The organism is Flavobacterium sp. GL_143, from assembly GCF_057834355.1.
Window position 1 is genome coordinate 1589713 of the sequence record NZ_CM174401.1, and the last position, 24731, is coordinate 1614443.

A 24731-nucleotide genomic window follows, 5' to 3' on the forward strand; every position below is an offset into this window, starting at 1 on the left:
AAGCCGTCATTTTTTATTAAATGACGGCTTTTTTTATGCTGATTGATATCTTTATTCTTTTACAATCTTTATCGTTTTTTCGCGACCTTCAGACTTCACTTTAAGGAAATAAATTCCTGTTGCTACATTTGATAAATCAAGATCAGAATGTAAACTGTTTATTTTTTTATCCAAGATGATGATTCCACCAACAGAAAAAAGAGTTACTTCATCAATTACCGAAGAGTTTTCGATGCTTAATACGTTCTTTACAGGATTAGGATGATACTTAAAATTGCCAAGTACAAAGTCAGGGTTTGATAACGTATTTAGTTTTACAGTTACCGCTAGTCTTTCTTTACTTTCAAGACCATTAATGGTTTGAGACGCATAATAAGTAGTGTTATCTACTAACACAGTCGATAACGGTAAAAAAGCTTCGTTTACCCTTTTAGTCTTTCCTGATGGCGAAGTTGCATTACTGTACCATTTAATACTGCTACCAGAAACATTAATATCAGCAAGAGTTTGTCCAGCAGTAAGATTTAAGGTAATTACTTTTTTGCCCTCAAATAGAGGTGCAGGTGGGTTAATCGTAGAGGCAAAGCTAAAAGTACAATTATAAGAATCTCTTACAAGTATTTCGTAAGTGCCAGGCTCCAGGTTTGTAAAGGTATTGTTTTCTGTGAATTTATATAAAGTAGGCGAGATGGCATAAGTGTATTGATTAGATCCACCCGTAGCATTAATTGTTATGGTTTGATCTGTAATTGTAGCAGTAGCCGTAAGTAATTTAGATTCCTGAACTTGTATATGATTGATTTCGTTACACCCCATTACATCTCTAATGAGTACTGTATAGCTACCTGCAGGCATATTACGAAAAGTAAAAAGACCTTCATTTAAAGTTATTATAATATCAGGATTCTCTAGAAGAGAATAACTATATGGTGGGGTTCCACCTCTTGCAAGTGTGGTTATTTCTGCGTTGCTTTCACCATTGCATCTTGTTGTTGTAGCTACAGATTGCGCCTGCAAAGGGGGAATAGATATATCTTGTATCGTTATAGGCGCTGAAGCGGTGCAGTCATAAGAGTCTTTGGTATATATTGTATGAGTTCCTGGTTTTTTACCATAAAAAAAGTTCTCTTTTTGGTAATTAGTTCCGTCCATTGAATATTGAAATGGAGGTATGCCTCCTGTAGCATTTATAAGGACTATTGGCGTGTAACATCCCGAATACCTAATCGTAGCATCTACGGATAGACGGGGGCTAACATTTAAACGGAAAAGTTTTAAAATAATATTTCCTTTATTATTAATTCGGGCATAAATACTATAAGATTGTACTGTACTTACAAACGAAGTCGGATTTAGAATCGCATTAATGTCGTTTGCAGCATCATCTTTACTAAGATGATAGCTAATTGTAGTTTCGGCAGAATTGAAGTCTCCAAGTAATTCATCTTTTTTAATAGTTAAATCAAAGAATGAATCTCCATTACAGCGCACAATAGGACTAACTACACTTTGGGCATAGAAATTAAACGATGTAAGTAAAAAGAATAGATAAAGTAAAGTTTTTTTCATAAGTATCGGTTTGTTAAAATTGCCAACAAATATACTTAAAAAACTGAAATTTAATAAAATATGTATTTATAATGATGTGATTTGTGAAAAGCAATGAGCTTACTTTGTTAAAGGATAGCTTTTTTTATATGTTGGTTTTCTATAGCCGAATGTATCCTAGTAGATAGTTCATTATAATCAGGATTGTAGTTGTCCCATATTTTCCAAACGTCCTCCCTTTTTTTTATAAAATAAGTCTGCCTGTTTACCTTATTAAGAACAATCGATATGGCATCGTTTTCGTCTTTCCACTCTAAATTCCAAAACTCTTTTACGGTTAAAATGGCAATATCTTCAGTAATACTAGAGACTTTAAAATCGAAAATTTCAAAATTAGATCGATTATCTATACAGTTTAAATGATAATTTAATCTCGAATAATTTTCGAAAAGATCCTTAATTCTTTTTGCAAAAGGGCTTTCTGCAAAGACGTAATTTGATAAATTCGAAATATTAATTTTGGGTAATTCTTTCAAACAATTAAACTCTTCCCGACAATAATTAGCAATCAATGATTCGAAAAAAGAGATAGGTTCGTTTTTGTTTTCAGGTTCCGATGATTTATTATATTCTGTGGCTTCACAATTCAGGAAACTATTTAAAGAAGGATGGCCAATAAAAATAGCCAGTTTATCTAAACTTTTTAAGAAACGCAAATCAGATTTTTTAGTTTGTGATGAGTCGTTTGTGAAAATTCTTTGCAATGTGGCACTCGAGATAGAGCATCCAAGTTCATTTCTCTTAGAGCCTTGCATGAATTCAGATTTTTCTAAGCAATCAGATATTATTTCCGATAGAATAATATAATGAGCCCTTTTCCATTCTTTAACGCCAGATAAAGTACTGTTTTGTATAATAGGATGGGATTTTATGCCTTCTACTAATTTGTCTATTATGATTTCCATATGCGAATGTTGTTTAATAATTGACATTTTTTCTTCGATAATTAAATTCAATTCATGTTAGTAGGAATACTCAAGGTATAGTTATGCGTAAGATAAGTTGGAGTTATGAGTCTGTTAATGTTAATGTTGTGCTAAAAATACTGATAAATTCGTAAATAATTGCTGTGCGAAATAATTAATAACTAAAACAACAAAACCATGAAAAAAACACTTATTAAATTTTCGATTAAAAAAATGGCTCTTTTGTCTTTTGCCTTGCTAGCTTTTTATTCTTGCGAAAAAGGTAATGATCAAGCAGAGAGCGACGTTCAGGAAAAATTAATGGACGGAGATGTCAATCTTCTTGATAAAGGAAGATACGGACTTGCTCCAATGCCTGATGAATATTTAAAGAATATTCAGTTTTTAACACCAAACGATTATCGTTTAAAAATTGCTCAGTTACGACCAGATTTAGTTTCAGAAACTCAAAAATCGACTTTAACGGCTAAAATTGCTGCTAGCAAAAATTTACCAACTCCACCAGTTGGAGATCAGGGGAGTGAAGGATCTTGCGTAGGTTGGGGAGTGGGTTATGCTGCACATAGTATTGCAAGATATCTTAATAACACCGTGCATCAGAGTAATTGGTATAACGCATCGAGAAGTGCAGCTTATGTTTATAACCAAATAAAATTGGGTAATTGTGGCGCAGGTTCTTATCCTAATGATGCAATGAATTTGATAAAAAACCAAGGAGAATGTGCCGAGTTTCAGATGCCTTATGTAGCGGGAGGTTGTTATACAGTGCCATCAACCCAACAAAGAAATTGGGCATCGGCGAGAAAATCAGGCGGATGGTTTAATGTAAACCCGAGAAGTGCTGCAGATATTAAATATTATCTTAATCAGAATTATGCCGTTGCAGTATGTTTTGATGTAAATCAGAGTTTTTATGATATCCGTAATAACAACCACGTTTGGTCTAATCTTTACGGAAGCAGACAAGGTGGACACTGCGTATGTATTGTAGGATATGATGATGCTACCCAACTTTTTAAAGTACAAAATTCCTGGGGTGCAGGTTGGGGACGCAGCGGTTTCTTTTATGTAACTTATAATAATATTGCCAATGGAGCCTTTAATTGGGCAGGATGTATTATTCCTAATCCATCAGCAAATTCTTAAACTTTAATACTACTGTTTTATAAATAATCTTGAACACGAATTTCACGAATTCACACAAATCTTAAATGGTTAACTTAGTTTGTGAAATTAATTTCACGAACAAATTAGTGACAATTAGTGAAATTCGTGTTCGTTTTTTTATTGCAGATATACATAATGATTGTAATAGTCAATAATTGCTTTGCCTTGTAATAAAACATCGGCTCCAATAATGCCATGAACAGGTCTTGCTTTGTATTGTCGTAAAGCTTCGTTTACGTGCGAAAGATCAAAAATTACCAAAGCAAAATCCGAATCTTTCCAAGAACCAATTTGTAATATATTGTTAGACGCAGTTTGGGTAAGCATTCCTGTAGCTCCAGCTCCGGCAGCTTTAGTTTTTGAAGCTTCGGCACCCAATGTAAAACGTTCTATGCTCTCAAAACCTACACAAGTATTAGAAGCTCCAGTATCTAATATAAAATTCCCAGAAATACCATTGATTTTGGCTTTTATTAAGAGGTGTTGTGTTTTGGTAACTTTGAATTTTATTTTTTTGTATTTCTCTTTTTTGAGAACTTCGTGAAGGTTTTCCATTTTTGGTACTGATTGAATATCAAAAATAAACCAATTACAGCCAATAAACTAATGATGTAAAGTATATAATTTGTTGATTTTTCTTCGGGCGAAATTGAACCATAATATACAAAAGAACTCCAGTAATAAGGAGATTTCTTGGCATTAGGAATCGATTTATTATTTAAAAAATCAAGTTTGGCATTGGTATTGGCTTCAAAATAAGGAATATCGTTTTTGATGTTTTTATAAAAGTCAGCCATGAAAACGGATGTGGTATAATCATTTACTTTCCATAACGAAAACAACAAGTTTTGTGCGCCCGCAAACTGAAAACCTCTTGCGATGCTCATGGCACCTTCGCCTTTATATAATTTTCCGATTCCTGTTTCGCAGGCACTTAAAACTACTAAATCAGGATTTAGGGTAAGATTATACAATTCTGAATACAGAATTTCCTGATCGTAGAATTTGATACTTGCCGGAGTTTCGACATCACCAGAAGAAGCATGTGTGCTTAAATGCAAAATGGAGTATTGAGAAGCATTGTTTTTAAAGTTGGCAAAAGTAGCATCAGCATTCTCAAGAAACCTCCCTTGAAAATTACTTTGTATGGATTGTAACTCTTTCTTGGAATAACTCAATTCGTAAGCCGTTTTTTCGAAAACAGGGAAAACACCCAAAACTGTTTTTGCTGAATTTGAAATAGGCTTTGCATTGATATAAAAATTAGCCGAAGTAGTATAGGCAATCTTAAAATCATTTAGCAAATAATGCATTTTGGCAAAATTGGTTGTATTCGATTCTTGTGTAATCAAAGCTTCAAATGGTAGAAAATTCAAGATTCCGTCAGGAACAATAATGAGATTTTTATAGATTACATTTGAAGGTAATTTCAATAAATTATAAACTTTTCCCCCATAATAATTATATCCCGAAATGTCATTTGTAATGGCTTCAGCAGTGCTGAAATAATCAACAAATTTAACAATTTCAAGCATAGCTTTATGTGCGGTATAAATATGACTAAAACTGATTCTCTTGTTTTGTAAAGTGAAATAAAACAAATTTTCATTTCCTGTAAAATAATAAACCATTACAGTTTTGTCTTTCTCTAATTTTGAAAGCAACTCTTTTAAATCACAATTTTCAGGAATATAATGTGGGTTTTCAGATTGTATTTTTTTTAGCGAAAGCATCAGTTCATTTTGTTCTTTTATAAGCTGATTTATTTTTGAAATATTAGCTAAATCTCCTTTTTGCTGCTCTTTTATAATAGTGTTATTTGCATTTTGAAATTGTTGTATGATTTGTTTTTCTTTCGCAGAAGCGCTTTCAATATTCGAACGATAATTTTTTAAAATTCCAGACTTGGTTTTTTCGGCCAATTGAAAAGCTTCGTTTAAATACTGTATTTTGCTTTCTTCTTTATACAATCGATCATAAATCAAAAGACATTTTTCGGTACGATTTCGGGCTCTGATTTGGGTAATAATCTTCGAATTTTCATAAATCAGGCCATTCATTAATAAATCTTCGATATGAGAAGAAAGCCGGAATGCTTCAAGTGCTTCTTTAGGATGGTTTTGTTTAAGAAATAGTTCCGCCTGCAAATCTAAAACATCGATTAAAACTGTTTCGGCATACAATTGATTTTGTTTTGGAAGAGTATTTTTTGAATTGTAATTAGGAATTAAGATTTTGAAAATTGCCAAAATCTGTTTTGAATTTTCATCATATCTTCCTTCGTCAAAAAGCAATAAAGCTTTTTCATAATAGAGTTTTGCTACTTTTTGTGGCTGTTGATTTGGAGTTTTAAAAAACAGCTTTTCAGCCTTTTCTAAATAGGAATCCGCAACTCCAAATTGGTATCTTTGACGATTGAGCGTTGCCAGATTTCGATAAGAATTGGATAAAGTTTCTGATTGACCTTTCTCATTTTTGAGATAATTTTCAACCAATTTAAAAGCATTTTCGGCCTTATCATAAATTTCAGGTCGCATCAAATTTCCTACTGAACTCAATAAATAACTATTCCCTAGATTATTGTATAAAATTCCTCTTTGAACATTCGATAATTTCTCGGTTTTTAAGGTACTTTCGAGTAAATCTATTGCCGATGCACTTTTGCCAGAACTGAGGTAAACATTGGATAAATTAAGAATCGCTGCAAATTTTTGTTTCTGTGCTTCGGGATAATTTTTGGATGTATTTACAATGAAAAAGTATTGTTTTATGATATTTTCGGCACTGTCATAATCGCCCAAAATGGTATATAAATTGCCTAAAGGTTTCAGACAATATTCGATAATGTCATAATCTTTCAGTTTGTTTTTCTCGTAAATCTGCCAGGCTTTTTCGTAACTAGTAATCGCTTTTTCTGCTTGCCCGAACTGGTTTTCATAATAGGCTTTGTTGCAGTTTAAAACTACTATTGCCAATAATTCGTCTTTGGATTTAGGATTTGTGCTTTTCCAAAAAGTAATTTCGGTATTCGTAAGATTTTGTAATGCTTTCGCAGATGGATGTGCTATAAAAGAATCAATTGCAAGATATATTTTGTCTTCTTGACGCTGCCCGAATAGAATTATCGTTGAGAAGAATAGTATATAGCAATATAGTTTTTTCATAAAATGTTGTTTCGAAAAGGAATTTAAAGGTTTGTGTGAAAATGTTGTTTCGCAAAGATTCGCTAAGCTTTTTCGCAGAGATTCACGAAGAAAGGTTACCGCAAATTTACTTCGTCTGTTCGACTTTCAGTCTCGAGTCACAAATTTTTACAAATTTCTTTTTCAGTCATGCATTCTTGCTTTAAGTCATGGATTTGCGGAATTTGCGGTAAATTTTTTTAATAACTTCGCGCATCTCTGCGAAAATTCTCTGTGTAACTTTGCGTAATAGCTAATAATTAAAACCTCCAAATCCCATAAAACTGGAAATAATTAAAATTCTGTTCAAAGTTTATTACATAACGTACACCTAAACTCGGACCAATTCGGGCGAAACCAGCTGTTAAGTCGAATAAAAGACCAGTTTTAAAATCGGCGAATGAGTTTTTTACTGTGTTTGATTCTGTTTTGGTGTCCAATAAGTACTGATCTGTTCCACCTTCAAAAGTTTCTATTTTTATGGTTTGAGTCTGTTCTTCGGAAACATTAATATTGGCTTGTAAACCCGCACCAATCCCAATGTAATTATTAATGTTATAACGAATAAGAACGGGAACTTCCCAGTTGACGTTTTTATTTTCGGTACTGGTTGTCATACGCTGAAATTGTTTTACGCCGTTCGGATTTATCCCAATTCCTTCTCTAGTTGTGACACCGCTTTCGTATTTGTTTATCGCATTGAGCCATTCGGCTTGCCAGTAAAAGCGATAGGATTTAAAAGGCGAAATGGTTGCACCTACAAAGTAACTTGTCGATTTATCTAAATCGGGATATAAATTATAACCTGCTTTTGCGCCAATAGATATTCCGGGTAAGAATCGGGTAGTGGCGTAATTGGTAATAATAGGTTCGTTTTTATCGAATATTATGGCGGTTCGACTTCGGGTTTTTACTTTATGAAAGTCATCGCCAAACTTCATAGAATATTTTACAAAACCTTTGGTACTATCTTTTTCTTTTACATTTTTTTGTTCGCTTCCGGGTAAATAGATATTCTTGAAGGTAAAGAAGATTTGCTTTTGTTTAATAATTGTATCGAGACAGCTTGTTGTAGGGATTTCGTCTTTGGGACAAATCGGGCATTTTGGGTACATATCTTCTATCTGAAATGTTTTTTTGTCGAACATATCCGGAATATCAGTTTCGAGTCGAATCATTCTGGCTGGACCTTCGCCGTTGTTTTGGAAGCGGGTCTTAAAATTGACTCTCTTAAAACGCACTAATCTGTAATTCATAAAACTTCCGTTAGAGCCCATTTTGTTTGGATCGTGAGAAGTTACGATTTCCATTTCCAGATTTTTTATTTTATGATTTTTATAGCTTCGGTTTGGTACAAATATCCCTCGCATGGTTACGGTTGCGCTGGTATCTTTAATCATTTCGGGTGTGGTCTTAAAAGTATAAAAGACATTTCGGGTTTCACTCGGGTTGGCATCGTCAAATTCCAGAACCGAAACATTATGATAGGTTTTATTTGCTTCTAATAATGATGCGTCGAGATCTTCTTCGGTGGTTGTATTTCGGTATTTTTTAGTTCTAATGCTATTTTCGGTCGAAGCCAAATAGGTTTTTGTATCATCAAGATCATTGACGGAAGCGACTGTGTTTTCTTTTACTTCGCGTTCGTTTGCATAAGTTCTAAAATCGACCAGTTGGAAATTGTTGTCTTTAAATTGTTTCTCGTTATAAAAAAGATAGAGTTTTCCGCTGGAAACATAGTTTTCCAGATTTTGATAACTTACTACAACTACCATTTCCTGATCGGGTATTGGGTCACAATTTTTTAGGATTGCAAATCCGTTTTGGTCTGCTATCGAGGCAATGTCTTTGTAGTTAGTATCGGTAATATCATTTATGGCAACTTTTTTAGGTCGTGTTGCGGGTGGTTTTCCGTTATCGTAATTGTTGGTTACCGCAAGTTTTGTGGTATATGTTCCTTTGTTTTTGTAAACGTGTTTGGGTTCGGCAGCTTTAGAGTAATGTCCATCACCAAGTTCCCATAAATAAGAATAGCTAGGCTTTGGTGCTCCGGCAATAGGAATTAATGGTGGGGTTTCGGGTTTGAAACTTACCAGATTTCCGTTTTGAGTGTAACCAATAGTGGCTCTTCGGGTTATAGTATCTTTTACTTTGGTTTGTGAGAAAGAGTATATAGATAAAAGAAGAAAGAAGATAGAGGATAGTGGTTTCATAACTAGAGTTTTTTAGCCCTGATGGGAGCGGCATCCTTTTTCTTGTTTCTTTAACAAGAAAAAGATAGAGTCGGACAGCAGGATTAGCTTCTTGAAATTATCAGAATACGTTTTAAACTGGATTAAATGTAAAAAAAAGTGATGAGCAAATCATCACTTTTTCTTAAAAAGAATTTTGTAAGTTACTGAATAGCATTGATTGCCGCTATCAGTTGAGCTTCGGTGCCGACTGTTGTTTCGGCAATTGTAAAAGTGTAAACATCATTGGCAGCAACTGTAACTGCTTTGATAGCGTAACGCCATTGGCCATTATCTTCGGTAACAAATATTACGTGGCAAGCAAGTCCAATTGGGATTTGTCCGTAGTGTTCGCTGAATAATCCTGCTGGTGTATAAGTGTCTAGTTTTGCGAGTGCATTTGTTCCTTCGCCATCGTATGATAAGTAAACAGCGCTATTGTTGTTATCGTATCCTTGGGGAGCATCGACAAGAAGAGTTGTTTTAGGTCTTGGGTCGTAATAAAAACGGTCTACGTTTGTCCAGCCAAAGCTTCCGAAATGAACATAATAATTACCTCCTTCGGCTTGAACTCCATCTTTGCCTCCATTTCCTCCTGCATCTGGTTTAGGCTGTTCCCATGCTAATTCTCCGTTATCATCGATTACTCCTTTCCACAAAGTCATAGCATTATCTACACCATTGGTTAAGCTTGCAGGAACAATCATGTTCATACTACAAGTTGTTTTAAGCTCGACTCCGCCTTGTGTGGCTTTAATAAAGAATTCACCGCCTGAGATCAGTAAGTTTTTCTTTCCGTCGGGCATAATTCCCATTGTAGGTTTGTTTGAGATAAGCATGTTGCCTTTGTCAAAAAGTTCAACGTATTCGATATCGACTACTCCAGTTACAGGATTTCCGTTTTTGGTAAGGCAATCTCCATTAATGGACAGTTTAACTCCTTTGGCAGATGTTAGGGTTACAACACCTGTTCCTGCTGTGAGGGTAAAATTTTGTGTATTTTTTTTAACTCCTTTTGAGCTTATGCTTTTAAATGCTGCGGCAGATGGTGGGAAAACAAGATTACCGCTGTCGCTGTTGTCATCGCTATTGTCGCAACTTACGAAAGTGATTATTGCTAAGAATAAAAGTCCGATTGTTTTAAAATTTGTGTTCATGATTTCTAGTTTTAATGGTTGTTATAGTTATAGATGTTTTGGGTTAAAAATTTGTTACCCCTGTTTTTGGTTTTTTTTAAATTACTTTAAAACCAAGGGCAATATAAGGTTGTGCATAATTAGGGACTGGACCTCCGGCACCATGAAAATTGGAACTTAAGAAAACGACATTACCTTGAGTTATAGGATAGGGCACTGTTGTAAAAGGGTTTTTTCTTAAAATACGTCCTACTGTTTGATTAAGTACTGTGTAACCAGGCAGAATTGTTCTTTTTACGGTAATAATATCACCTGAACTTACTGGTACTGGAGTTATAGATTGATAATCTAATGTGGTTTGAGAAAAAGTATGAATGCCTGTATAGGTAACACTAGTGGTTGTGTTTGTAACTTCCATAGTATAACCACCTGTGTAAGTGGTTGGATTTTGATATCCTACGGTGCAAATTTCTCCATTGGCATTAATCTGGATTGTATATTCGTGTGTTTCCAGATCCATTGTTGTAACATCATCATATCCGTTTGCGGTTGTAAAAGCTGTTGTAATAAGTGTAGAGACATAGGTTGAGTCGCAAACATTATTTGTTGGGTCATTGTCATTATCACAACTCAAGATTGTAAAAGCAGTGATACATAATATTAATGTTGGTATTGTTTTCATGATTTCTAATTTTTAAAGGTTTTTATAGTAATAGATGTTTTAGAGTGAATAATTGTTACCCTTGTTTTTGGTTTATTTATCAAGACATTTTTCTTCAAATAGATTTCCATCTTCGTCTAAGGCAACAAGAATATTTTTTTTCTTAGAAAGGGTTATGATTAGATAAATCCAAACAATCGACCATAAGCCCAGAGTGGTACAGGTAAAGAATAGATGTAGGGAATGATTTATTTCCTTTTTTTGTTTGGATAAAACTACATAAGGTAATTTTTCGTTATGCTCAACAATTACAAAACCATTTCGGATTTTGGTAGAAAGCATCTTATGAAATTGGTCTAAATTTTTCTCGTTTATAAATTGATAACTTTCCATTTCTCTTAATTTTTTAATTGTTTTAAAAGACTCTTGTTTTGGTATATCAACTTGATTATATAATTGTTACCTCTTTATTTGAGATTTATTTTCAGATTTTTTTTACATTAGCTAATTAAAAAGTCATTTTATGAGCCAAACTAACATTCATCCTGATCAAATGTATATTGAAGGGCTTGCTGCAAATGATTCGGCGGTTATTCAATCTATCTATAAAAAGTTTGTTCCTAAAGTGGTTTCATACATAATGAACAATTCTGGCGATAAGGATCAAGCGCAAGATGTGGTTCAGGAAATAATGATTTTGCTTTTTAATCAGGCTAAAGCCAATGCCTTACAATTGACTTGCCCTTTTGATGCTTATTTTTTCTTGCTATGCAAAAGGAAGTGGCTTAATGAATTAAAAAAAACATCAAATAAAGGGGTAACAATTAACGAAGACGCAGCATCTATAAATGAATCTGCACACGAATTGGTTGATCAAGCCGAAGAATTTGAAGAGAAACAGCAATTGTTTGACGCTATGTTCCAGAAATTAGGAGACAAGTGTCAAGAATTACTAAAACTGAGTTTTACAATAAAATCGATGGAAGAAGTGGCCGAGAAACTAAATGTGACTTATGGCTATGTTCGCAAAAAGAAATCGCTTTGTATTGGTCAGTTAACAGTATGGATTCAGGAAAGTAAAAACTTTAAATCTCTAAAAAATAAGTAGTCATGAACGAAGAACGCTATATATTATTCGATCAATATCTTCAGGGAGAAATGACTGTTGAAGAAAAAAATAGTTTTGAAAAACAATTAGCCGAAAATCCAGAATTTGCTTCGGCATTTGAAACTTTTAAAACAGTAAATCTTCAATTGGAGACTAAATTTGGATATGAAGAAGAAAGAGAAGAGTTCAAAGAAAATCTAACTCGAATTTCTAATACCCATTTTGATAAAAAGAAGAAGAAAAACAAAGCAGTATCTTTAAAACCTTGGTATTATGCAGTTGCAGCTTCTGTAGCGGTTTTAATTGGTTTGTTCTTTTTTAATTATGATTCGAATCCAGTTTTTGAGGATTTTAATCATCCCGATCAAGCTACTTTTACCGAAAGAGGAGATACAAATATTGCTCTAAAACAAGCCGAAGTAGCATTTAATGCCAGAAAATATAAAGATGCGATTCCGCTTTTTGAGGAAACTCTAAAAGAAAATAAAACACCTGAAATTCAATATTTTTATGGTGTTGCATTATTACAAGAAAATGAGTTTGAGAAAGCCGAAGCTATTTTTAACGAATTAAAAACTGGAACATCTGTATATAAAGACAAAGCATTATGGAATCTTGCTTTGAGCAAATTAAAACAGAAAGATTATAAATCGTGTAAAGATATCCTAGAAACGATTTCTCAAGATTATGAAGGTTATGATGATGTACAAGATCTCTTGAACGAATTGGATTAGAGCGATATTTAGCTAAATACACAAAGAGGTTACACAAAGATTCGCAAAGATTTTCTGTAGAGACGCACCGCAGTGGGTCTACTCAATACAGGTTTATTCATAATGTAATTATATGTCAGGCGGAGCCGAAGTCCCACAAGCTTCATCATAAAAGGTACGCGGATTATACGGATTCGCAAAAGCGAAGACGCGGATAAAAACGGATTTTTCTATTCGCAATCTTGTCTTACGTTTAATCTGATAATTTTGCCTGTAAAACAATGATAAACAAATTTAAAGCGACATTTTTTGTCGCTTTTTTTATGATTGTAATCAAATTTAAATTTTAAGTTCTAAATTCGATTTTACAAATACCCTAACCTTAACCAATTTATAATTTTAAACTTATTTACTGAATGCAAAAAATTACCCTATTAATTCTCTTAGTAATTTCACAAATCATATATGCACAGACTAAACTTACCGAAACCGAAAAACTAGTTGGAACTTGTAAAGTTTGGGGATTTTTAAAGTATTACCACCCAAAAGTAGCCAATGGGGATTTTAACTGGGATAATCAACTTTTGGAAGTCTTACCAAAAATTCAACAGGCAGAAACTAAAAAAGAATTTTCATTGGTTTTGGAAAACTGGATTGATAATCTTGGTGCCATAAAAGAAATTGCACCAATTACACCGCCAAAAGATGTTGAATATTTTGATAAGAATTTTGATTTAAGCTGGATTGACAGTAACAAACTGTTTTCTAAAAAGCTTTCGAAGAAATTGAAGTTTATTGAGGATAATAGATTTCAGACCAATGAGGAAATAGGACCAGGATATAATCCTTTTAAAAATGGAAATTATTTTGATCTTAAGTACGATAATAAAAATTCAAAAATTTTATGGATGTGTATGTATTGGAATTTAGTAGAGTATTTTTTTCCTTACAAGTATTTAATGGATCAGAAATGGGATATGACTTTAGAAAAAACAATTCCGCTTGTTCTTGAATCTAAAAATGAAGATGATTTTTATACAGTAATAAGAAAAATGGCAGTTAAGCTTGATGATAGCCATGTTGAATTTGCGATTTATAAACAGGGTAGGTTTGAAGATGACAAAAGATATTTTCCTGCTAGCTGCAAAATAATTGGTAACAAAATGGTTGTTATGGAAATTTTAGGTGATAGTCTGGCTCAGGCAGATGGCATAAAAATAGGAAGTGTAATTACGAAAGTGAATGATAAAACAATTAAGGAACTTATCACAGAATATAGAGATTTATATTCAGCTTCAAATGAACCAGTACTTTTGGATAAGGTAGTTAGAAAAATTTTATCAGGCTATTCAGATAATGTGAATGTTGAATTTTTTAAAGAAGGAAAATACATAACTAAATCAATGACATGGTTTAATTATCATGATTCTCATAGAAATGAGTTTATGAAGGGAGCAACGAAAAAGAAGGATAAGTTTAAGCTCTTGGATAATAATATTGGTTATGTGAATATGGGAGTTATAAAAGTTAAACATGTTCCGGATATGATTGAAGCATTAAAATCTACCAAAGCAATTGTTTTTGATATGAGAAATTATCCGAACGGAACCTATGAAGAAATCGCTAATTTTTTAAATGCTCACGAAGAAAATTTTGCAATTTATACCTATCCTGATTTTAGTTATCCGGGAAGATTTAAATGGACAGAAGGAACAAATTGTGGGACTGAAAACAAAGATAATTATAAGGGGAAAATTATTGTATTGCTTAACGAAGATTCTATGAGTCAGGCTGAATGGACAGCGATGTGTTTTCAGACGGCTGGCAACACTACAATTATAGGAAGTCAAACCGCTGGTGCTGATGGAAATGTAACAGAACTTGATTTTAAAGAATTTCATACAAGATATTCAGGAGTTGGTGTTTATTATCCTGATAAACGTGAAACACAAAGAATAGGCATTGTTCCCGATATCGAAGTTAAACCTACGATTGAAGGGATTCAGAAAGGGAAAGATGAGGTTTTAGATAGAGCTTTAGTATTTATAGAAACTGGGAAATAGTATTTATAGAATAAAAAATCTGTTTTATCCGCGTTCCATTCACCGTAATACTTGAGGATCGTAATTCCTGTGGTTATTCGTGTTGCGGGACTTCGACTCCGCTCAGTCTGACAATATTATGAATAGAAAAATCTGTTTTTGTTCGTGTCTTCGCTTAAGCGAATCCGTTTCATCTGCGTTCCATTCACCGCAATACTTGAGGATTGTAATTGCAGTGATTATTCGTGTTGCGAGACTTCGACTCCGCTCAGTCTGACAAGATTGCGAATAGAAAAATCCGTTTTTGTCCGTGTCTTCGCTTTAGCGAATCCGTTTTATCCGCGTTCCATTCATCGTAAAATTCGCTTATTGTAATCAAATTGGGAAAGTTTTTAATATTGTCGTAATTTTGGGCTTTTAAAATTATAGAATTGAACCCAACAACAATTATTACCGATACACATACACATTTATATTCAGAAGAATTTGACCAAGATCGAGGTGAGATGATTCAGAGAGCAATTGATGCAGGTGTTTCTCGTTTTTTTATTCCTGCTATCGATGCAGCTTGCACACAATCAATGTATGATTTAGAGCAAAAATATCCAGATAATGTATTCTTAATGATGGGTTTGCATCCCACTTACGTGAAAGATAATTATCTCGATGAGCTAAAACATGTAGAAACGGAATTAGCAAAACGAAAATTCTACGCAGTCGGAGAAATCGGAATTGATTTATACTGGGATAAAACCCATTTAAAAGAACAGCAAATTGCTTTTAGAACTCAGATTCAATGGGCAAAACAATATAAATTGCCAATTGTAATTCATTGTCGTGACGCTTTTGATGAAATTTTTGAAATCCTGGAAGAAGAAAAATCAGATGATTTATTTGGTATTTTTCATTGCTTTACGGGTACTCATGAGCAAGCATTACAGGCGATTTCTTATAATATGAAACTTGGAATCGGCGGAGTGGTGACTTTTAAGAACGGAAAAATTGATCAATTCTTAAATCAAATCGATTTAAAACATATTGTTCTCGAAACCGATTCGCCATATTTAGCACCAATTCCTTTTCGCGGAAAGCGAAACGAAAGTAGTTATTTACTGAACGTTGTATCAAAATTAGCCGATATATATGATGTTTCTGAAGAAGAAATAGCAGCGGTAACTACCCAAAATTCAAAAGACGTTTTTGGGATTTAACTTAGAACGTATGATACTTTAATTTTTTTTTTGTTCATTTGTCCACTTAAAAATAGATATTTATAATGCAGAAATTTGATGCAATTCGACCGTTTTATGATTCAGAAGTAAATGAAGCCCTTCATGGTGTAGCAAATCATCCTATGATGAAAGCCATGATGAACTTTTCATTTCCAGAGTTAGACGACGAAGTTTGGAAGGAACAATTGAAGAGAACTCACTCTATTCGTGATTTTCAATGCAATTTTATTTATCAGACAATTCAAAAAGTTCTCGAAAGAAGTTCAGAAGGATTAACAACTTCAGGATTCGAGAAACTAGAAAAAAACACTTCTTATTTATTTGTTTCTAATCATAGAGACATTCTTTTAGATACCACATTATTAAATGTTTGCTTGTTTGAGCATGGTTTGGTAATGACCGCTTCGGCAATTGGAGATAATTTGGTTAAAAAAGCCTTCTTGAACATTTTGGCTAAATTAAATCGTAATTTCTTGGTTTTACGTGGACTTTCGCCTCGTGAGATGTTACAAAGTTCTAAATTGTTAGCAGAGTATATCGGACATTTATTGTTTCGTGAGAATCGTTCGGTTTGGATTGCACAACGTGAAGGAAGAACCAAAGACGGAAATGACGCTACAAATCCTGGTGTTTTAAAAATGTTAGGAATGGGATCGGATGAAGCGAACCTAATGGATTATTTCAAGAAAATGAAAATTGTTCCAGTTTCGATTTCATACGAATATGATCCAACCGATGCTTTAAAAATGCCACAATTAATGGCAGAAGCGAATAACGAGATTTATATTAAAGAAAAAAATGAAGATTTCATGACCATTTTAAGTGGTATCATGGGAACTAAAAAAAGAATACACATTTCGGTAGGAGATGTTCTGGATAAAGAAATTGACCAGATTGCTGCCGAAAATGACAATTCGAATAAACAAATCCAAGCATTGGCACAAGCTATAGACGATTCTGTATTGAAGAATTATAAATTATGGCCAACCAATTTTATTGCCTACGACATTTTAAACAAAACCGATAAGTTTGCTCATTTGTATAAAGAAAATGAGAAATTACTTTTTGAGCGACGTTTAGAAATGCGTATTGGTAGCGATAATCCAGTTACAAGACAAGGGTTTTTATCTATGTATGCTAATCCTGTAGTTAATAAATTAAAATATCAAGATGTCATCTAAAGCCAAAATACTTTTAATCTATACCGGAGGAACTATCGGTATGAGTAAAGATTTTGAGACTGGAGCGCTCAAAGCCTTCAACTTTAGTAAATTATTACAAAAAATTCCTGAGTTGAAACAATTGGATTGCGAAATCGAAACGGTTTCGTTTGATACTCCAATTGATTCATCAAATATGAATCCTGAAGAATGGACTAAAATTGCCTTGATTGTCGAAGATAATTATGAGTCTTTTGATGGTTTTGTGGTTCTTCATGGTTCGGATACCATGTCATATTCGGCATCGGCATTGAGTTTTATGCTGGAGAATTTATCTAAACCTGTGATTTTTACAGGATCGCAATTGCCAATCGGGGATTTGCGAACGGATGCCAAAGAAAATCTTATAACAGCGATTCAGATAGCTTCACTTCAGCAAGACGGAAAACCTGTAATCAATGAAGTTTGTTTGTATTTTGAATACAAATTATACCGTGGTAACAGAACTTCTAAAGTAAATGCTGAACATTTTAAAGCTTTTACTGCTCCAAATTATCCTGAATTGGTAGAATCTGGAGTACATTTAAAATTAAATTTGCATTTGTTTTTGCCTATAAAAACGTCTTCGAAATTAATCGTTCACAAAAAATTAGACAATCGCGTTGCTATAATAAAAATGTTTCCGGGAATGAGCGAACCAGTTTTGGCGGCAATATTGGCAATTCCAGACCTAAAAGGAATTGTTTTGGAAACGTATGGTTCTGGAAATGCGCCAACAGAAGATTGGTTTCTTAATGCTATTAAAAAAGCTATTCAGTCGGGTTTACACATCATAAACGTAACACAATGTTCAGGCGGAAGTGTGAATATGGGACAATACGAGACAAGTACAGTTCTTAAAGAACTTGGCGTAATCTCTGGAAAAGACATCACAACCGAAGCTGCAATTACAAAACTAATGTATTTATTAGGTCACGGAATCGAAGCCGAAAATTTTAAGACTGTTTTTGAAACTGCTTTACGCGGAGAGATTTCTCTTTAAATTCAATCAAACATATAAGTGATTTAAGTTCATTTTAGTGAAGTTCTTCCCCAATATTGTCATTTCTGTAAATGACAAGATAAAGGATAGACGATTGGAATTTGGAATTTTTTATATTGGTTTTTTTTTAATTTTTATATCGAACAGGGCAAGTTTCTAAATCTTCTTCAGTACTTCGGTTTTTATAATACACGTAGACTATTACCGAAAGAATACATATTACACCTTGAATGGCTACTGTATTTCTAGTTCCTATAAAATGTGATAGATACCCAATTATCAAACTTCCCACAGGAATCATTCCTTGGTATGCCATAAGATAATAACTAATACTTCTTGAACGCATATGCGTAGTACTTTGAGTTTGGATGTATATGTTTATCGATGAGGTTTGCGCCATCATTCCCACACCGCTTAAAGCCATGCAAATAAGTGCTACAGTTAAGTTACTTGAATAAGCTAAAATAATAATACTAAAGCCTAATAATAAACTGGCTGCAATCATTATTTTATTCATGTTTTGTGATGTTTTTAAGTTAGCCAGATAAATAGCTGATAGGATAGAGCCAATTCCGGCGGCACTTTCAAACCAACTAAAGGTTTGCGCGTTTCCGCTAAAAATATCCTTAGCAAAAACAGGCATAAGGGTATTGAAAGAAATTACAAATAAACTACTGCACATTAACATCAAGAGCATTTTTGCCATTTCGCTTTCTTTTTTAACGTAATCCCAACCTTCTATAAAGTCTTCGAGCATTTTAAGTTTGTCGGTGGCTTTAATGTGAGGTGTGATTTTCATCATTAATAAAGAAATTAAAACTGGAATATAACTTAAGAAATTTCCAATAAAACAGATGTCTTCGCCATAATTGTGCAAAATAATTCCAGCCAAAGCAGGACCAGCAATTCGGGCAAAATTGTTTAGAGTAGAGTTTAAAGCAACGGCATTTGGTAAATCTTCTTTATTGTCGACAATCTCAACCATCATAGTTTGTCTGCAAGTCATGTCGAACGCATTTATGATTCCTTGTAATAAACTCAGCCCTAAGATATAGTTGATGTTGTATATTTTTAAATAAATAAGTAAAGCCAATGCGCCCGCTTGCAGCATTGCCAAAGATTGTAATACAATCATACTACGATGTCTGTCATAACGCCCAATAATACTTCCGGCAAGCGGAGCTAGAAATAAAGACGGAATCATGCTTAAAAACGTCGTTAATCCTAAAAGGAAAACGGAACCTGTAACACTATAAACCATCCAGCTTACGGCAGTTTTTTGTAGCCATGTACCAATTACGGAGACCGATTGTCCGTAAAAGAATAATTTGAAGTTCTTTGATTTTAACGCTTTAAACATGATTGTGAAACTTTTTTACAAAGTTCGGAATTATGTTTTCATTAGAAAAATTAATAATTTTACTGATAATAATTACTTTTTCTAATCGATATGGAAATTTTTCAACTTGAATATTTTATTAAAACCGCCAAAACACTTCACTTTACAAAAGCTGCCGAATTGTGTTTTGTAACGCAATCTGGATTATCGCAACAAATAAAAAAACTAGAAGAAGAACTCGGAATGCCTTTGTTTGTTAGGATTGGAAAAAAAGTGCAGCTTACAGAAGCAGGTTCCGTATTTCTGATTCATGCTAAACAAGTTATAGAAAATGTTGAGAGCGGAAAGCAGGCGATTGATGATTTGAACCAAATGATTGGTGGAGAACTCCGAATAGGAGTAACTTATATTTTTGGGCTTTTGGTTTTACCAATTGTCGATTTGTTTGCTAAAACATATCCGAATTTAAAAATTGTTGTCGAATACGGTACAACTGAGCCTTTAGAACAAAAACTTTTGAATAATGAATTAGATTTGGTTTTGGTTATTTCTTCTAACGAAATAAAGCTTCCTTTTCAAAAATTCCCATTGTTTACATCAAAGTTGGTGTTGGCAGTTTCAAAAACGCATTCATTAGCCGTTTTAGACAAAATTCCCTTTAAGGATATAGAAGATCTTCCACTTATTTTACCCGTAAAAGGATTTAATTCTAGAGAATTTCTTGATGAATTGTTTTTGAAAAATAATATGAAACCTAAAGTTTCTATTGAGTTAAATGCAGTTCAGGCATTATTACGATTGGTTGGCGATGGCTATTGGGCAACAATTGTAACCGAGAAAGCCCTAAAAGGCTGGGACAATATAAAAGCAATTAAGATTACGGGAGTCGTGACTAAACGAGATTCGTTTATGTTAACGATAGAAGGGGCGTACCAAAAAAAGGCAGTAAAATTATTTATAGAAGAATTTAAAAAAAGTATGTAAGGATTACTCGATTTTATTTTATTAACTCGTTTTTTTTCGTGTTATTTGCAAACCTAATTTAGAGAGGTGTCCGAGTGGTTGAAGGAGCTAGCCTGGAAAGCTAGTATATGGGTAACTGTATCGTGGGTTCGAATCCCATCCTCTCTGCAAAAAAATAAAATGCAATTTCATTAATCATGGAGTTGCATTTTTTTTGTGCACGTTTTTGAGGAAGTTTGAAAAAGAGCTACTTCAAGATGATTTGTGGAAAGTAAAAACAAGTAAATACTTCGAGATTCTTGATAAATCTCGAAGTATTAGTAAGTTTTTTTAATGCGAAATAAGAATTTATCCTAACTCAATTTTCTCAAAGTTAGGAGTAAATGCTAGTAAATCTGTAAACAATAGTTTGTTATCTCTAGTTTCGTAACTCCAGTTTATGAATTGTAAATAATGGGAACGATCATTATTTCCTAAAGTACTTCTGTTGTCCAAAAGGCCTTTACAGTTTTTATTGTCTAGCCATCCAAAAATTTCTGTAAACGTTTTACCTTCTTGTCTTATGAACGAAGCCAGTTCTGGAAGAATAGATTTTGTTTCTTCAGAAATATGGATGTTTAATCCATATCTCGATTCAAATTTTGAAATGCTATACTTGTCCAAATCTGTTATGAATTTTGGATTTAGCTTTAATTGTTCCTCAATATTGGTTTTTTCTTCGGCAGATATTGGTTTCAAGAATGTGCTTGAGCAAAAGTCTGTTCCTACTTGTTTTTTGAATTTTGAATTAAAAAGACGTTTGAGTATTACCAAAGGTTCATCTAAAGTGCCAATCTTATCTTTTTTGATGGCTCCAACAAATGAATGATATTCTTCGAACTCAATAGGAACAAATTTCTCAATTCTGTGTATTCCTTTTGCATAGGATTTAACCCATTGTCCAACCTCAAAATCTTTATGTGCATTCATAATCTGAATTGATATAATTTTAAAACTATAATTTAATCTCAAACAAGCTAAAAGAACCTTCTTTGTAATGTTCTGGTAATTCGTTTGTCCACTCGATAACGCTAACGCCTTTGAAATCAAAACCGCAACTCATGTAGTATTTGTTTATTCTTTCGTTTCCGCTATGTGTGTCTAGTCTTATGTAAGATTTACCATTTTCTTTGGCATATACTTTTACCCATTCTATGATTTTTGTAACATAAGAACGACCTCTGAATTTTGGGTTTGTAGCAATACGATGAAGATATACAGCAGGATCTGCACTGGCTTCTTTCCAGATAATTAAATCATTAAAAGTTAGTACAAATGTACAGGCAACTTCCCCTTCGTCTTTGATTATAAAATGGCGGTCTTCGGCGATTTCTTTCTCTATTAATGCTTTTTCAAAACCTCTCCAGCTTTTATTATTTACTGTTTTTTGATAAGACGTAGCCTCATTATAGATATCGAAAACGGCATCAATATCTTCATTTGTAGTTTTAAAAAATTCCATTGTAGTGTTTTATTCTGTAGATTAATCAATTTCCCAAAGATAAATCTTTCAATAGTTTTAAACCTGTAAAATTATTAGTTTTTACTTTTTTCGTCGGTGTTTAACCAAACCACATTCTGTTCCGATTTATGTTCTTGTCCAATAATATCTCGGTATAATTCTGGTCTTCTAGCTTTTATGTAACGATTTCCTCCTGCCTGAATGCATTTTTCGGGAGTAATTATTGCTGTTGCAAAAGAGTCATTAAAAGAACGGCATTCGGCAATTACATCACCAAACGGGTCAATAATCATGGAACAACCATTTTTTAACTGGTCATCATCCATTCCTATTGGGTTGGAGAAAACAGCATAAATAGCATTGTCATATGCTCTTGCAGGCAACCATTTCATTAACCAATCGCGTCCTTTCATTCCGTCAAATTCCAATCGTAGCGAAGTTGGGTCGGCTTCACGGTTCTCCCAAAGTTGAGGTGCTACAAAACCAGCGCCAGGTCGGGTAGAAGGAGTACACATCGTTACGTGTGGCATAAAAATAATATCGGCACCCAAAAGAGTTGTTGCACGTACGTTTTCGATTATGTTATTGTCGTAGCAAATTAAGATTCCGCATTTCCAGCCTTTAATTTCAAAGATGCAATAGCTATCTCCGGGCGTTAGGTAAGGATTTATAAACGGATGTAGTTTTCGGTATTTTGCAACCAAACCATTTTTATCTACACAAACATAGGCTTTGAATAAATTATCATTCTCGTCTTTTTCAAAAAGTCCTGCTAATATTACGATATCATTCTTTTTGGCTATTTCTGTAAGTTTTAAGACGCTTTCTCCGTTTGGGACAACTTCTGCCAGATTCAGCATTTGTTCTTTCGATAAATGCCTTGCAAATGTATATCCGGTTATAGAGCATTCGTGAAACGCAATTACATCACAACCCTCGCTGGATGCTTTTTGCGAAAGCTTATCAATTACAGATAAATTATAGTTTTTGTCGCCGCTTTTATTCTCAAACTGAGCTGTGGCTATTTTTAGATTTTTCATATGGTACGCTATTAATTTTAGACAAAAATAGCGTTGCCGAGAATTTGCAAATTGTATAAAACCGACATTTTAATCGTGACGAAAAAATTAACCGCAAAGGGCGCAAGGATTTACGCAAAGGTCGCAAAGTTTTTAATTTGTGCTAATTTGAGTAATTGCTTCGCCTGTTCGCACTTTCAGGCTCGGGCTGTGGTTAACTTTTTTAAATTCATTTAATCCTTTAATCTGTGGCTAAGAAATTAATCGCAAAGTGGTCTATGAATTTTTAGCAGTAACAGTTTCTATAAAGTTATTGGTTAGTTTCCCTGCATTATACAAATATTCTCTGGGAGTCATTCCAGTATGTTTTTTAAATTCTCTTATAAGATGGGATTGATCCGAAAATCCTGCGTCATACGAAATCGTGGTGAGATTTGTATCTTCTGATTTATTCTTGAGAAGTTTTAAAAAGCCATGAATCTTTACAATATTCCCAAACTTCTTTGGATTTAATCCCACACATTCTGTAAATTTTCTTTCGATATGCCTTTCGGTATAACCAGTATAATCAACCAATTGTTTGAGTGAAAACTGCCCTTTGCTTTTAAAAATAAAATCTAATGATGCTGCAGCAATCAATTGGTTTGACATTGGTTTTTTCGCTTCAAGCGTTTTAAAAAAAAGATTTAAAAGACTTAACTTCTCCTGAATAGTCGATTGTTCGGATAATTTTTCCTGAAGTTCAATTCCTTCCAAACCAAAAATATCATCGATAGTGATTATAGTATCACGGAGTTCGCTACTTGTAATTCCTAATAATTGGTTGATTCCGTTTGGTTGGAAAACGACAATTACAATAGACATTTCGCTACCCGAATAAATGTCTTTAAAACCATTTAGTTGCCCATATATAAATGAGCTTGGTAAGTAGTTTTGCGCTTCATAATTGTTGAAACCTGAAATAAGTTTGCTTTTTAAAGAGAACACAACACCAGTATTACCATCAGAAAACAAACGTAGTTTCTGAGTATCATTACCTTTATTTTCTAAAAAAAGATAGTGTTTGATATAAGGTGATAATTCCTTTGGAGGTAAAACTTGCATAAAAACCTATTTGTTTATTAAATTCAAAAAAGTTTAGATGCAAATTTAAAAAATCTTATTTCCTTAAACTCTTTTTTACTTTATAATTTAAACATAAAGCTTTAACTGGTTTTGAAATAGCTTGTAGAATCTGGGGTCTTTTAGGTAATTGTATGGAGAATTCAAATCATATCCTTCTTGTTAAAATTATCCAAAAATTATTATACATTTGGGGCGTATATAAATATTTTAATGGATTTACCCCCTTATTCACCAGGTTTGCATAAACTGGTAACCCTACATGTAGATAAAGTTCAAAAATTAAAGGATAGCAATGGTTTTGTTACTGTTACCAATTCAATTTTGGAGGCTTATCAATTAGAAAAAGTAGGTGTTATTGTTCATGATTTCGATAATGATAGCTTTACTATTTCATTTTGTTTAAAAGAATCTCATATCTGTATACATACTTGGCCAGAATATAATCAGTTAACTTTAGATGTTTATTTGTGTAATTATCAGCAAGATAATTCTAAAAAAGTAAGAGACGTTATGGCCGATTATATCAATTATTTTGAAGGAACAATTATAAAAGATTTTGAAATTAATCGTTAGTAT

General features: G+C 33.3%; 22 protein-coding genes and 1 tRNA gene. 10 read left to right on the forward strand and 13 right to left on the reverse strand.

All coding sequences use genetic code 11. The features are described 5' to 3' along the window. Positions 1–51: 51 nt before the first annotated feature. The gene (locus tag AC3IPI_RS06755; RefSeq protein WP_489157967.1) at positions 52–1569 is read right to left on the reverse strand and encodes a T9SS type A sorting domain-containing protein; all 1518 of its coding nucleotides are present in this window, start codon (positions 1567–1569) and stop codon (positions 52–54) included. A 107-nt stretch (positions 1570–1676) separates the two neighbouring features. Next, on the reverse strand, positions 1677–2513 hold the full coding sequence (locus AC3IPI_RS06760) for a hypothetical protein (protein WP_489157969.1): 837 nt from the start codon (positions 2511–2513) through the stop codon (positions 1677–1679). Between the two features lie 198 nt (positions 2514–2711). Here AC3IPI_RS06760 and AC3IPI_RS06765 point away from each other — a divergent pair, with 198 nt between their 5' ends. Further along, positions 2712–3680: a C1 family peptidase gene (locus tag AC3IPI_RS06765; RefSeq protein WP_489157971.1), complete on the forward strand. Its 969-nt coding sequence runs from the start codon at positions 2712–2714 to the stop codon at positions 3678–3680. Between the two features lie 138 nt (positions 3681–3818). Here the strand turns inward: AC3IPI_RS06765 and AC3IPI_RS06770 are convergent, their stop codons facing one another. From AC3IPI_RS06770 to AC3IPI_RS06795, 6 genes are all read right to left on the reverse strand, one after another. Further along, on the reverse strand, positions 3819–4256 hold the full coding sequence (locus AC3IPI_RS06770) for a retropepsin-like aspartic protease (protein WP_489157973.1): 438 nt from the start codon (positions 4254–4256) through the stop codon (positions 3819–3821). Continuing rightward, positions 4208–6865 carry a CHAT domain-containing protein gene (locus AC3IPI_RS06775; RefSeq protein ID WP_489157975.1) on the reverse strand — a complete coding sequence of 886 codons (2658 nt, stop codon included), beginning with the start codon at positions 6863–6865 and terminating at the stop codon, positions 4208–4210. Before AC3IPI_RS06775 ends, AC3IPI_RS06770 begins: the two co-directional genes overlap by 49 nt. 278 nt (positions 6866–7143) lie before the next feature. Then, positions 7144–9096 carry a DUF7849 domain-containing protein gene (locus AC3IPI_RS06780; RefSeq protein WP_489157977.1) on the reverse strand — a complete coding sequence of 651 codons (1953 nt, stop codon included), beginning with the start codon at positions 9094–9096 and terminating at the stop codon, positions 7144–7146. 182 nt (positions 9097–9278) lie between these two features. Beyond that, positions 9279–10271 (reverse strand): hypothetical protein, encoded by a 993-nt coding sequence (locus AC3IPI_RS06785; RefSeq protein WP_489157979.1) that lies wholly within the window; start codon positions 10269–10271, stop codon positions 9279–9281. Between the two features lie 76 nt (positions 10272–10347). Next, the gene (locus AC3IPI_RS06790) at positions 10348–10932 is read right to left on the reverse strand and encodes a hypothetical protein (RefSeq protein WP_489157981.1); all 585 of its coding nucleotides are present in this window, start codon (positions 10930–10932) and stop codon (positions 10348–10350) included. A 72-nt stretch (positions 10933–11004) separates the two neighbouring features. Next, positions 11005–11304: a hypothetical protein gene (locus tag AC3IPI_RS06795; RefSeq protein ID WP_323490193.1), complete on the reverse strand. Its 300-nt coding sequence runs from the start codon at positions 11302–11304 to the stop codon at positions 11005–11007. A gap of 130 nt (positions 11305–11434) precedes the next feature. Between AC3IPI_RS06795 and AC3IPI_RS06800 the strand changes: the two genes are divergently transcribed. From AC3IPI_RS06800 to AC3IPI_RS06825, 6 genes are all read left to right on the forward strand, one after another. Then, positions 11435–12019, forward strand: coding sequence for an RNA polymerase sigma factor (locus AC3IPI_RS06800; RefSeq protein WP_489157983.1), 585 nt, complete (start codon positions 11435–11437; stop codon positions 12017–12019). Positions 12020–12021: 2 nt separating this feature from the next. Then, positions 12022–12753: a tetratricopeptide repeat protein gene (locus tag AC3IPI_RS06805; RefSeq protein ID WP_489157985.1), complete on the forward strand. Its 732-nt coding sequence runs from the start codon at positions 12022–12024 to the stop codon at positions 12751–12753. Between the two features lie 395 nt (positions 12754–13148). Then, positions 13149–14795 (forward strand): S41 family peptidase, encoded by a 1647-nt coding sequence (locus tag AC3IPI_RS06810; protein WP_489157987.1) that lies wholly within the window; start codon positions 13149–13151, stop codon positions 14793–14795. 410 nt (positions 14796–15205) lie between these two features. After that, a complete protein-coding gene (locus tag AC3IPI_RS06815) occupies positions 15206–15985 on the forward strand; it encodes a TatD family hydrolase (RefSeq protein ID WP_489157989.1) in 780 nt (259 codons plus the stop codon). Positions 15986–16050: 65 nt separating this feature from the next. Then, positions 16051–17187 (forward strand): 1-acyl-sn-glycerol-3-phosphate acyltransferase, encoded by a 1137-nt coding sequence (locus AC3IPI_RS06820; protein WP_039113716.1) that lies wholly within the window; start codon positions 16051–16053, stop codon positions 17185–17187. Further along, a complete protein-coding gene (locus AC3IPI_RS06825) occupies positions 17177–18208 on the forward strand; it encodes an asparaginase (RefSeq protein ID WP_489157992.1) in 1032 nt (343 codons plus the stop codon). Before AC3IPI_RS06820 ends, AC3IPI_RS06825 begins: the two co-directional genes overlap by 11 nt. Before the next feature lie 127 nt (positions 18209–18335). Here the strand turns inward: AC3IPI_RS06825 and AC3IPI_RS06830 are convergent, their stop codons facing one another. After that, a complete protein-coding gene (locus AC3IPI_RS06830) occupies positions 18336–19568 on the reverse strand; it encodes an MFS transporter (RefSeq protein ID WP_489157994.1) in 1233 nt (410 codons plus the stop codon). Positions 19569–19658: 90 nt separating this feature from the next. Here AC3IPI_RS06830 and AC3IPI_RS06835 point away from each other — a divergent pair, with 90 nt between their 5' ends. Both AC3IPI_RS06835 and AC3IPI_RS06840 read left to right on the forward strand, forming a co-directional pair. Further along, complete coding sequence (locus AC3IPI_RS06835) at positions 19659–20531, forward strand: LysR substrate-binding domain-containing protein (protein ID WP_489157996.1); 873 nt, start codon at positions 19659–19661, stop codon at positions 20529–20531. A 60-nt stretch (positions 20532–20591) separates the two neighbouring features. Beyond that, positions 20592–20678, forward strand: a tRNA-Ser gene (locus tag AC3IPI_RS06840). A 180-nt stretch (positions 20679–20858) separates the two neighbouring features. Here AC3IPI_RS06840 and AC3IPI_RS06845 read toward each other — a convergent pair. The 4 genes from AC3IPI_RS06845 to AC3IPI_RS06860 all read right to left on the reverse strand — a co-directional run bounded on the left by AC3IPI_RS06845 (position 20859) and on the right by AC3IPI_RS06860 (position 24134). Beyond that, entirely contained in the window at positions 20859–21479 is a 621-nt protein-coding gene (locus AC3IPI_RS06845) for a hypothetical protein (RefSeq protein WP_489157998.1), read from the reverse strand. A gap of 25 nt (positions 21480–21504) precedes the next feature. Then, entirely contained in the window at positions 21505–22011 is a 507-nt protein-coding gene (locus AC3IPI_RS06850; protein WP_489158000.1) for a GNAT family N-acetyltransferase, read from the reverse strand. 74 nt (positions 22012–22085) lie between these two features. Next, positions 22086–23051, reverse strand: a complete 966-nt coding sequence (locus AC3IPI_RS06855; RefSeq protein ID WP_489158002.1) for a nitrilase family protein — start codon at positions 23049–23051, stop codon at positions 22086–22088. Between the two features lie 255 nt (positions 23052–23306). Further along, complete coding sequence (locus AC3IPI_RS06860; protein ID WP_489158004.1) at positions 23307–24134, reverse strand: DUF6597 domain-containing transcriptional factor; 828 nt, start codon at positions 24132–24134, stop codon at positions 23307–23309. A gap of 231 nt (positions 24135–24365) precedes the next feature. Between AC3IPI_RS06860 and AC3IPI_RS06865 the strand changes: the two genes are divergently transcribed. Beyond that, positions 24366–24728 carry an S-adenosylmethionine decarboxylase family protein gene (locus tag AC3IPI_RS06865; protein ID WP_489158005.1) on the forward strand — a complete coding sequence of 121 codons (363 nt, stop codon included), beginning with the start codon at positions 24366–24368 and terminating at the stop codon, positions 24726–24728. The last annotated feature ends 3 nt before the right edge of the window (positions 24729–24731 follow it).

Bases quoted from the DNA above. Each gene is read 5' to 3' on its own strand.
- AC3IPI_RS06755 (WP_489157967.1), bottom strand. From the start codon at position 1,569: ATGAAAAAAACTTTACTTTATCTATTCTTTTTACTTACATCGTTTAAT.
- AC3IPI_RS06760 (WP_489157969.1), bottom strand. From the start codon at position 2,513: ATGGAAATCATAATAGACAAATTAGTAGAAGGCATAAAATCCCATCCT.
- AC3IPI_RS06765 (WP_489157971.1), top strand. From the start codon at position 2,712: ATGAAAAAAACACTTATTAAATTTTCGATTAAAAAAATGGCTCTTTTG.
- AC3IPI_RS06770 (WP_489157973.1), bottom strand. From the start codon at position 4,256: ATGGAAAACCTTCACGAAGTTCTCAAAAAAGAGAAATACAAAAAAATA.
- AC3IPI_RS06775 (WP_489157975.1), bottom strand. From the start codon at position 6,865: ATGAAAAAACTATATTGCTATATACTATTCTTCTCAACGATAATTCTA.
- AC3IPI_RS06780 (WP_489157977.1), bottom strand. From the start codon at position 9,096: ATGAAACCACTATCCTCTATCTTCTTTCTTCTTTTATCTATATACTCT.
- AC3IPI_RS06785 (WP_489157979.1), bottom strand. From the start codon at position 10,271: ATGAACACAAATTTTAAAACAATCGGACTTTTATTCTTAGCAATAATC.
- AC3IPI_RS06790 (WP_489157981.1), bottom strand. From the start codon at position 10,932: ATGAAAACAATACCAACATTAATATTATGTATCACTGCTTTTACAATC.
- AC3IPI_RS06795 (WP_323490193.1), bottom strand. From the start codon at position 11,304: ATGGAAAGTTATCAATTTATAAACGAGAAAAATTTAGACCAATTTCAT.
- AC3IPI_RS06800 (WP_489157983.1), top strand. From the start codon at position 11,435: ATGAGCCAAACTAACATTCATCCTGATCAAATGTATATTGAAGGGCTT.
- AC3IPI_RS06805 (WP_489157985.1), top strand. From the start codon at position 12,022: ATGAACGAAGAACGCTATATATTATTCGATCAATATCTTCAGGGAGAA.
- AC3IPI_RS06810 (WP_489157987.1), top strand. From the start codon at position 13,149: ATGCAAAAAATTACCCTATTAATTCTCTTAGTAATTTCACAAATCATA.
- AC3IPI_RS06820 (WP_039113716.1), top strand. From the start codon at position 16,051: ATGCAGAAATTTGATGCAATTCGACCGTTTTATGATTCAGAAGTAAAT.
- AC3IPI_RS06825 (WP_489157992.1), top strand. From the start codon at position 17,177: ATGTCATCTAAAGCCAAAATACTTTTAATCTATACCGGAGGAACTATC.
- AC3IPI_RS06830 (WP_489157994.1), bottom strand. From the start codon at position 19,568: ATGTTTAAAGCGTTAAAATCAAAGAACTTCAAATTATTCTTTTACGGA.
- AC3IPI_RS06835 (WP_489157996.1), top strand. From the start codon at position 19,659: ATGGAAATTTTTCAACTTGAATATTTTATTAAAACCGCCAAAACACTT.
- AC3IPI_RS06845 (WP_489157998.1), bottom strand. From the start codon at position 21,479: ATGAATGCACATAAAGATTTTGAGGTTGGACAATGGGTTAAATCCTAT.
- AC3IPI_RS06850 (WP_489158000.1), bottom strand. From the start codon at position 22,011: ATGGAATTTTTTAAAACTACAAATGAAGATATTGATGCCGTTTTCGAT.
- AC3IPI_RS06855 (WP_489158002.1), bottom strand. From the start codon at position 23,051: ATGAAAAATCTAAAAATAGCCACAGCTCAGTTTGAGAATAAAAGCGGC.
- AC3IPI_RS06860 (WP_489158004.1), bottom strand. From the start codon at position 24,134: ATGCAAGTTTTACCTCCAAAGGAATTATCACCTTATATCAAACACTAT.
- AC3IPI_RS06865 (WP_489158005.1), top strand. From the start codon at position 24,366: ATGGATTTACCCCCTTATTCACCAGGTTTGCATAAACTGGTAACCCTA.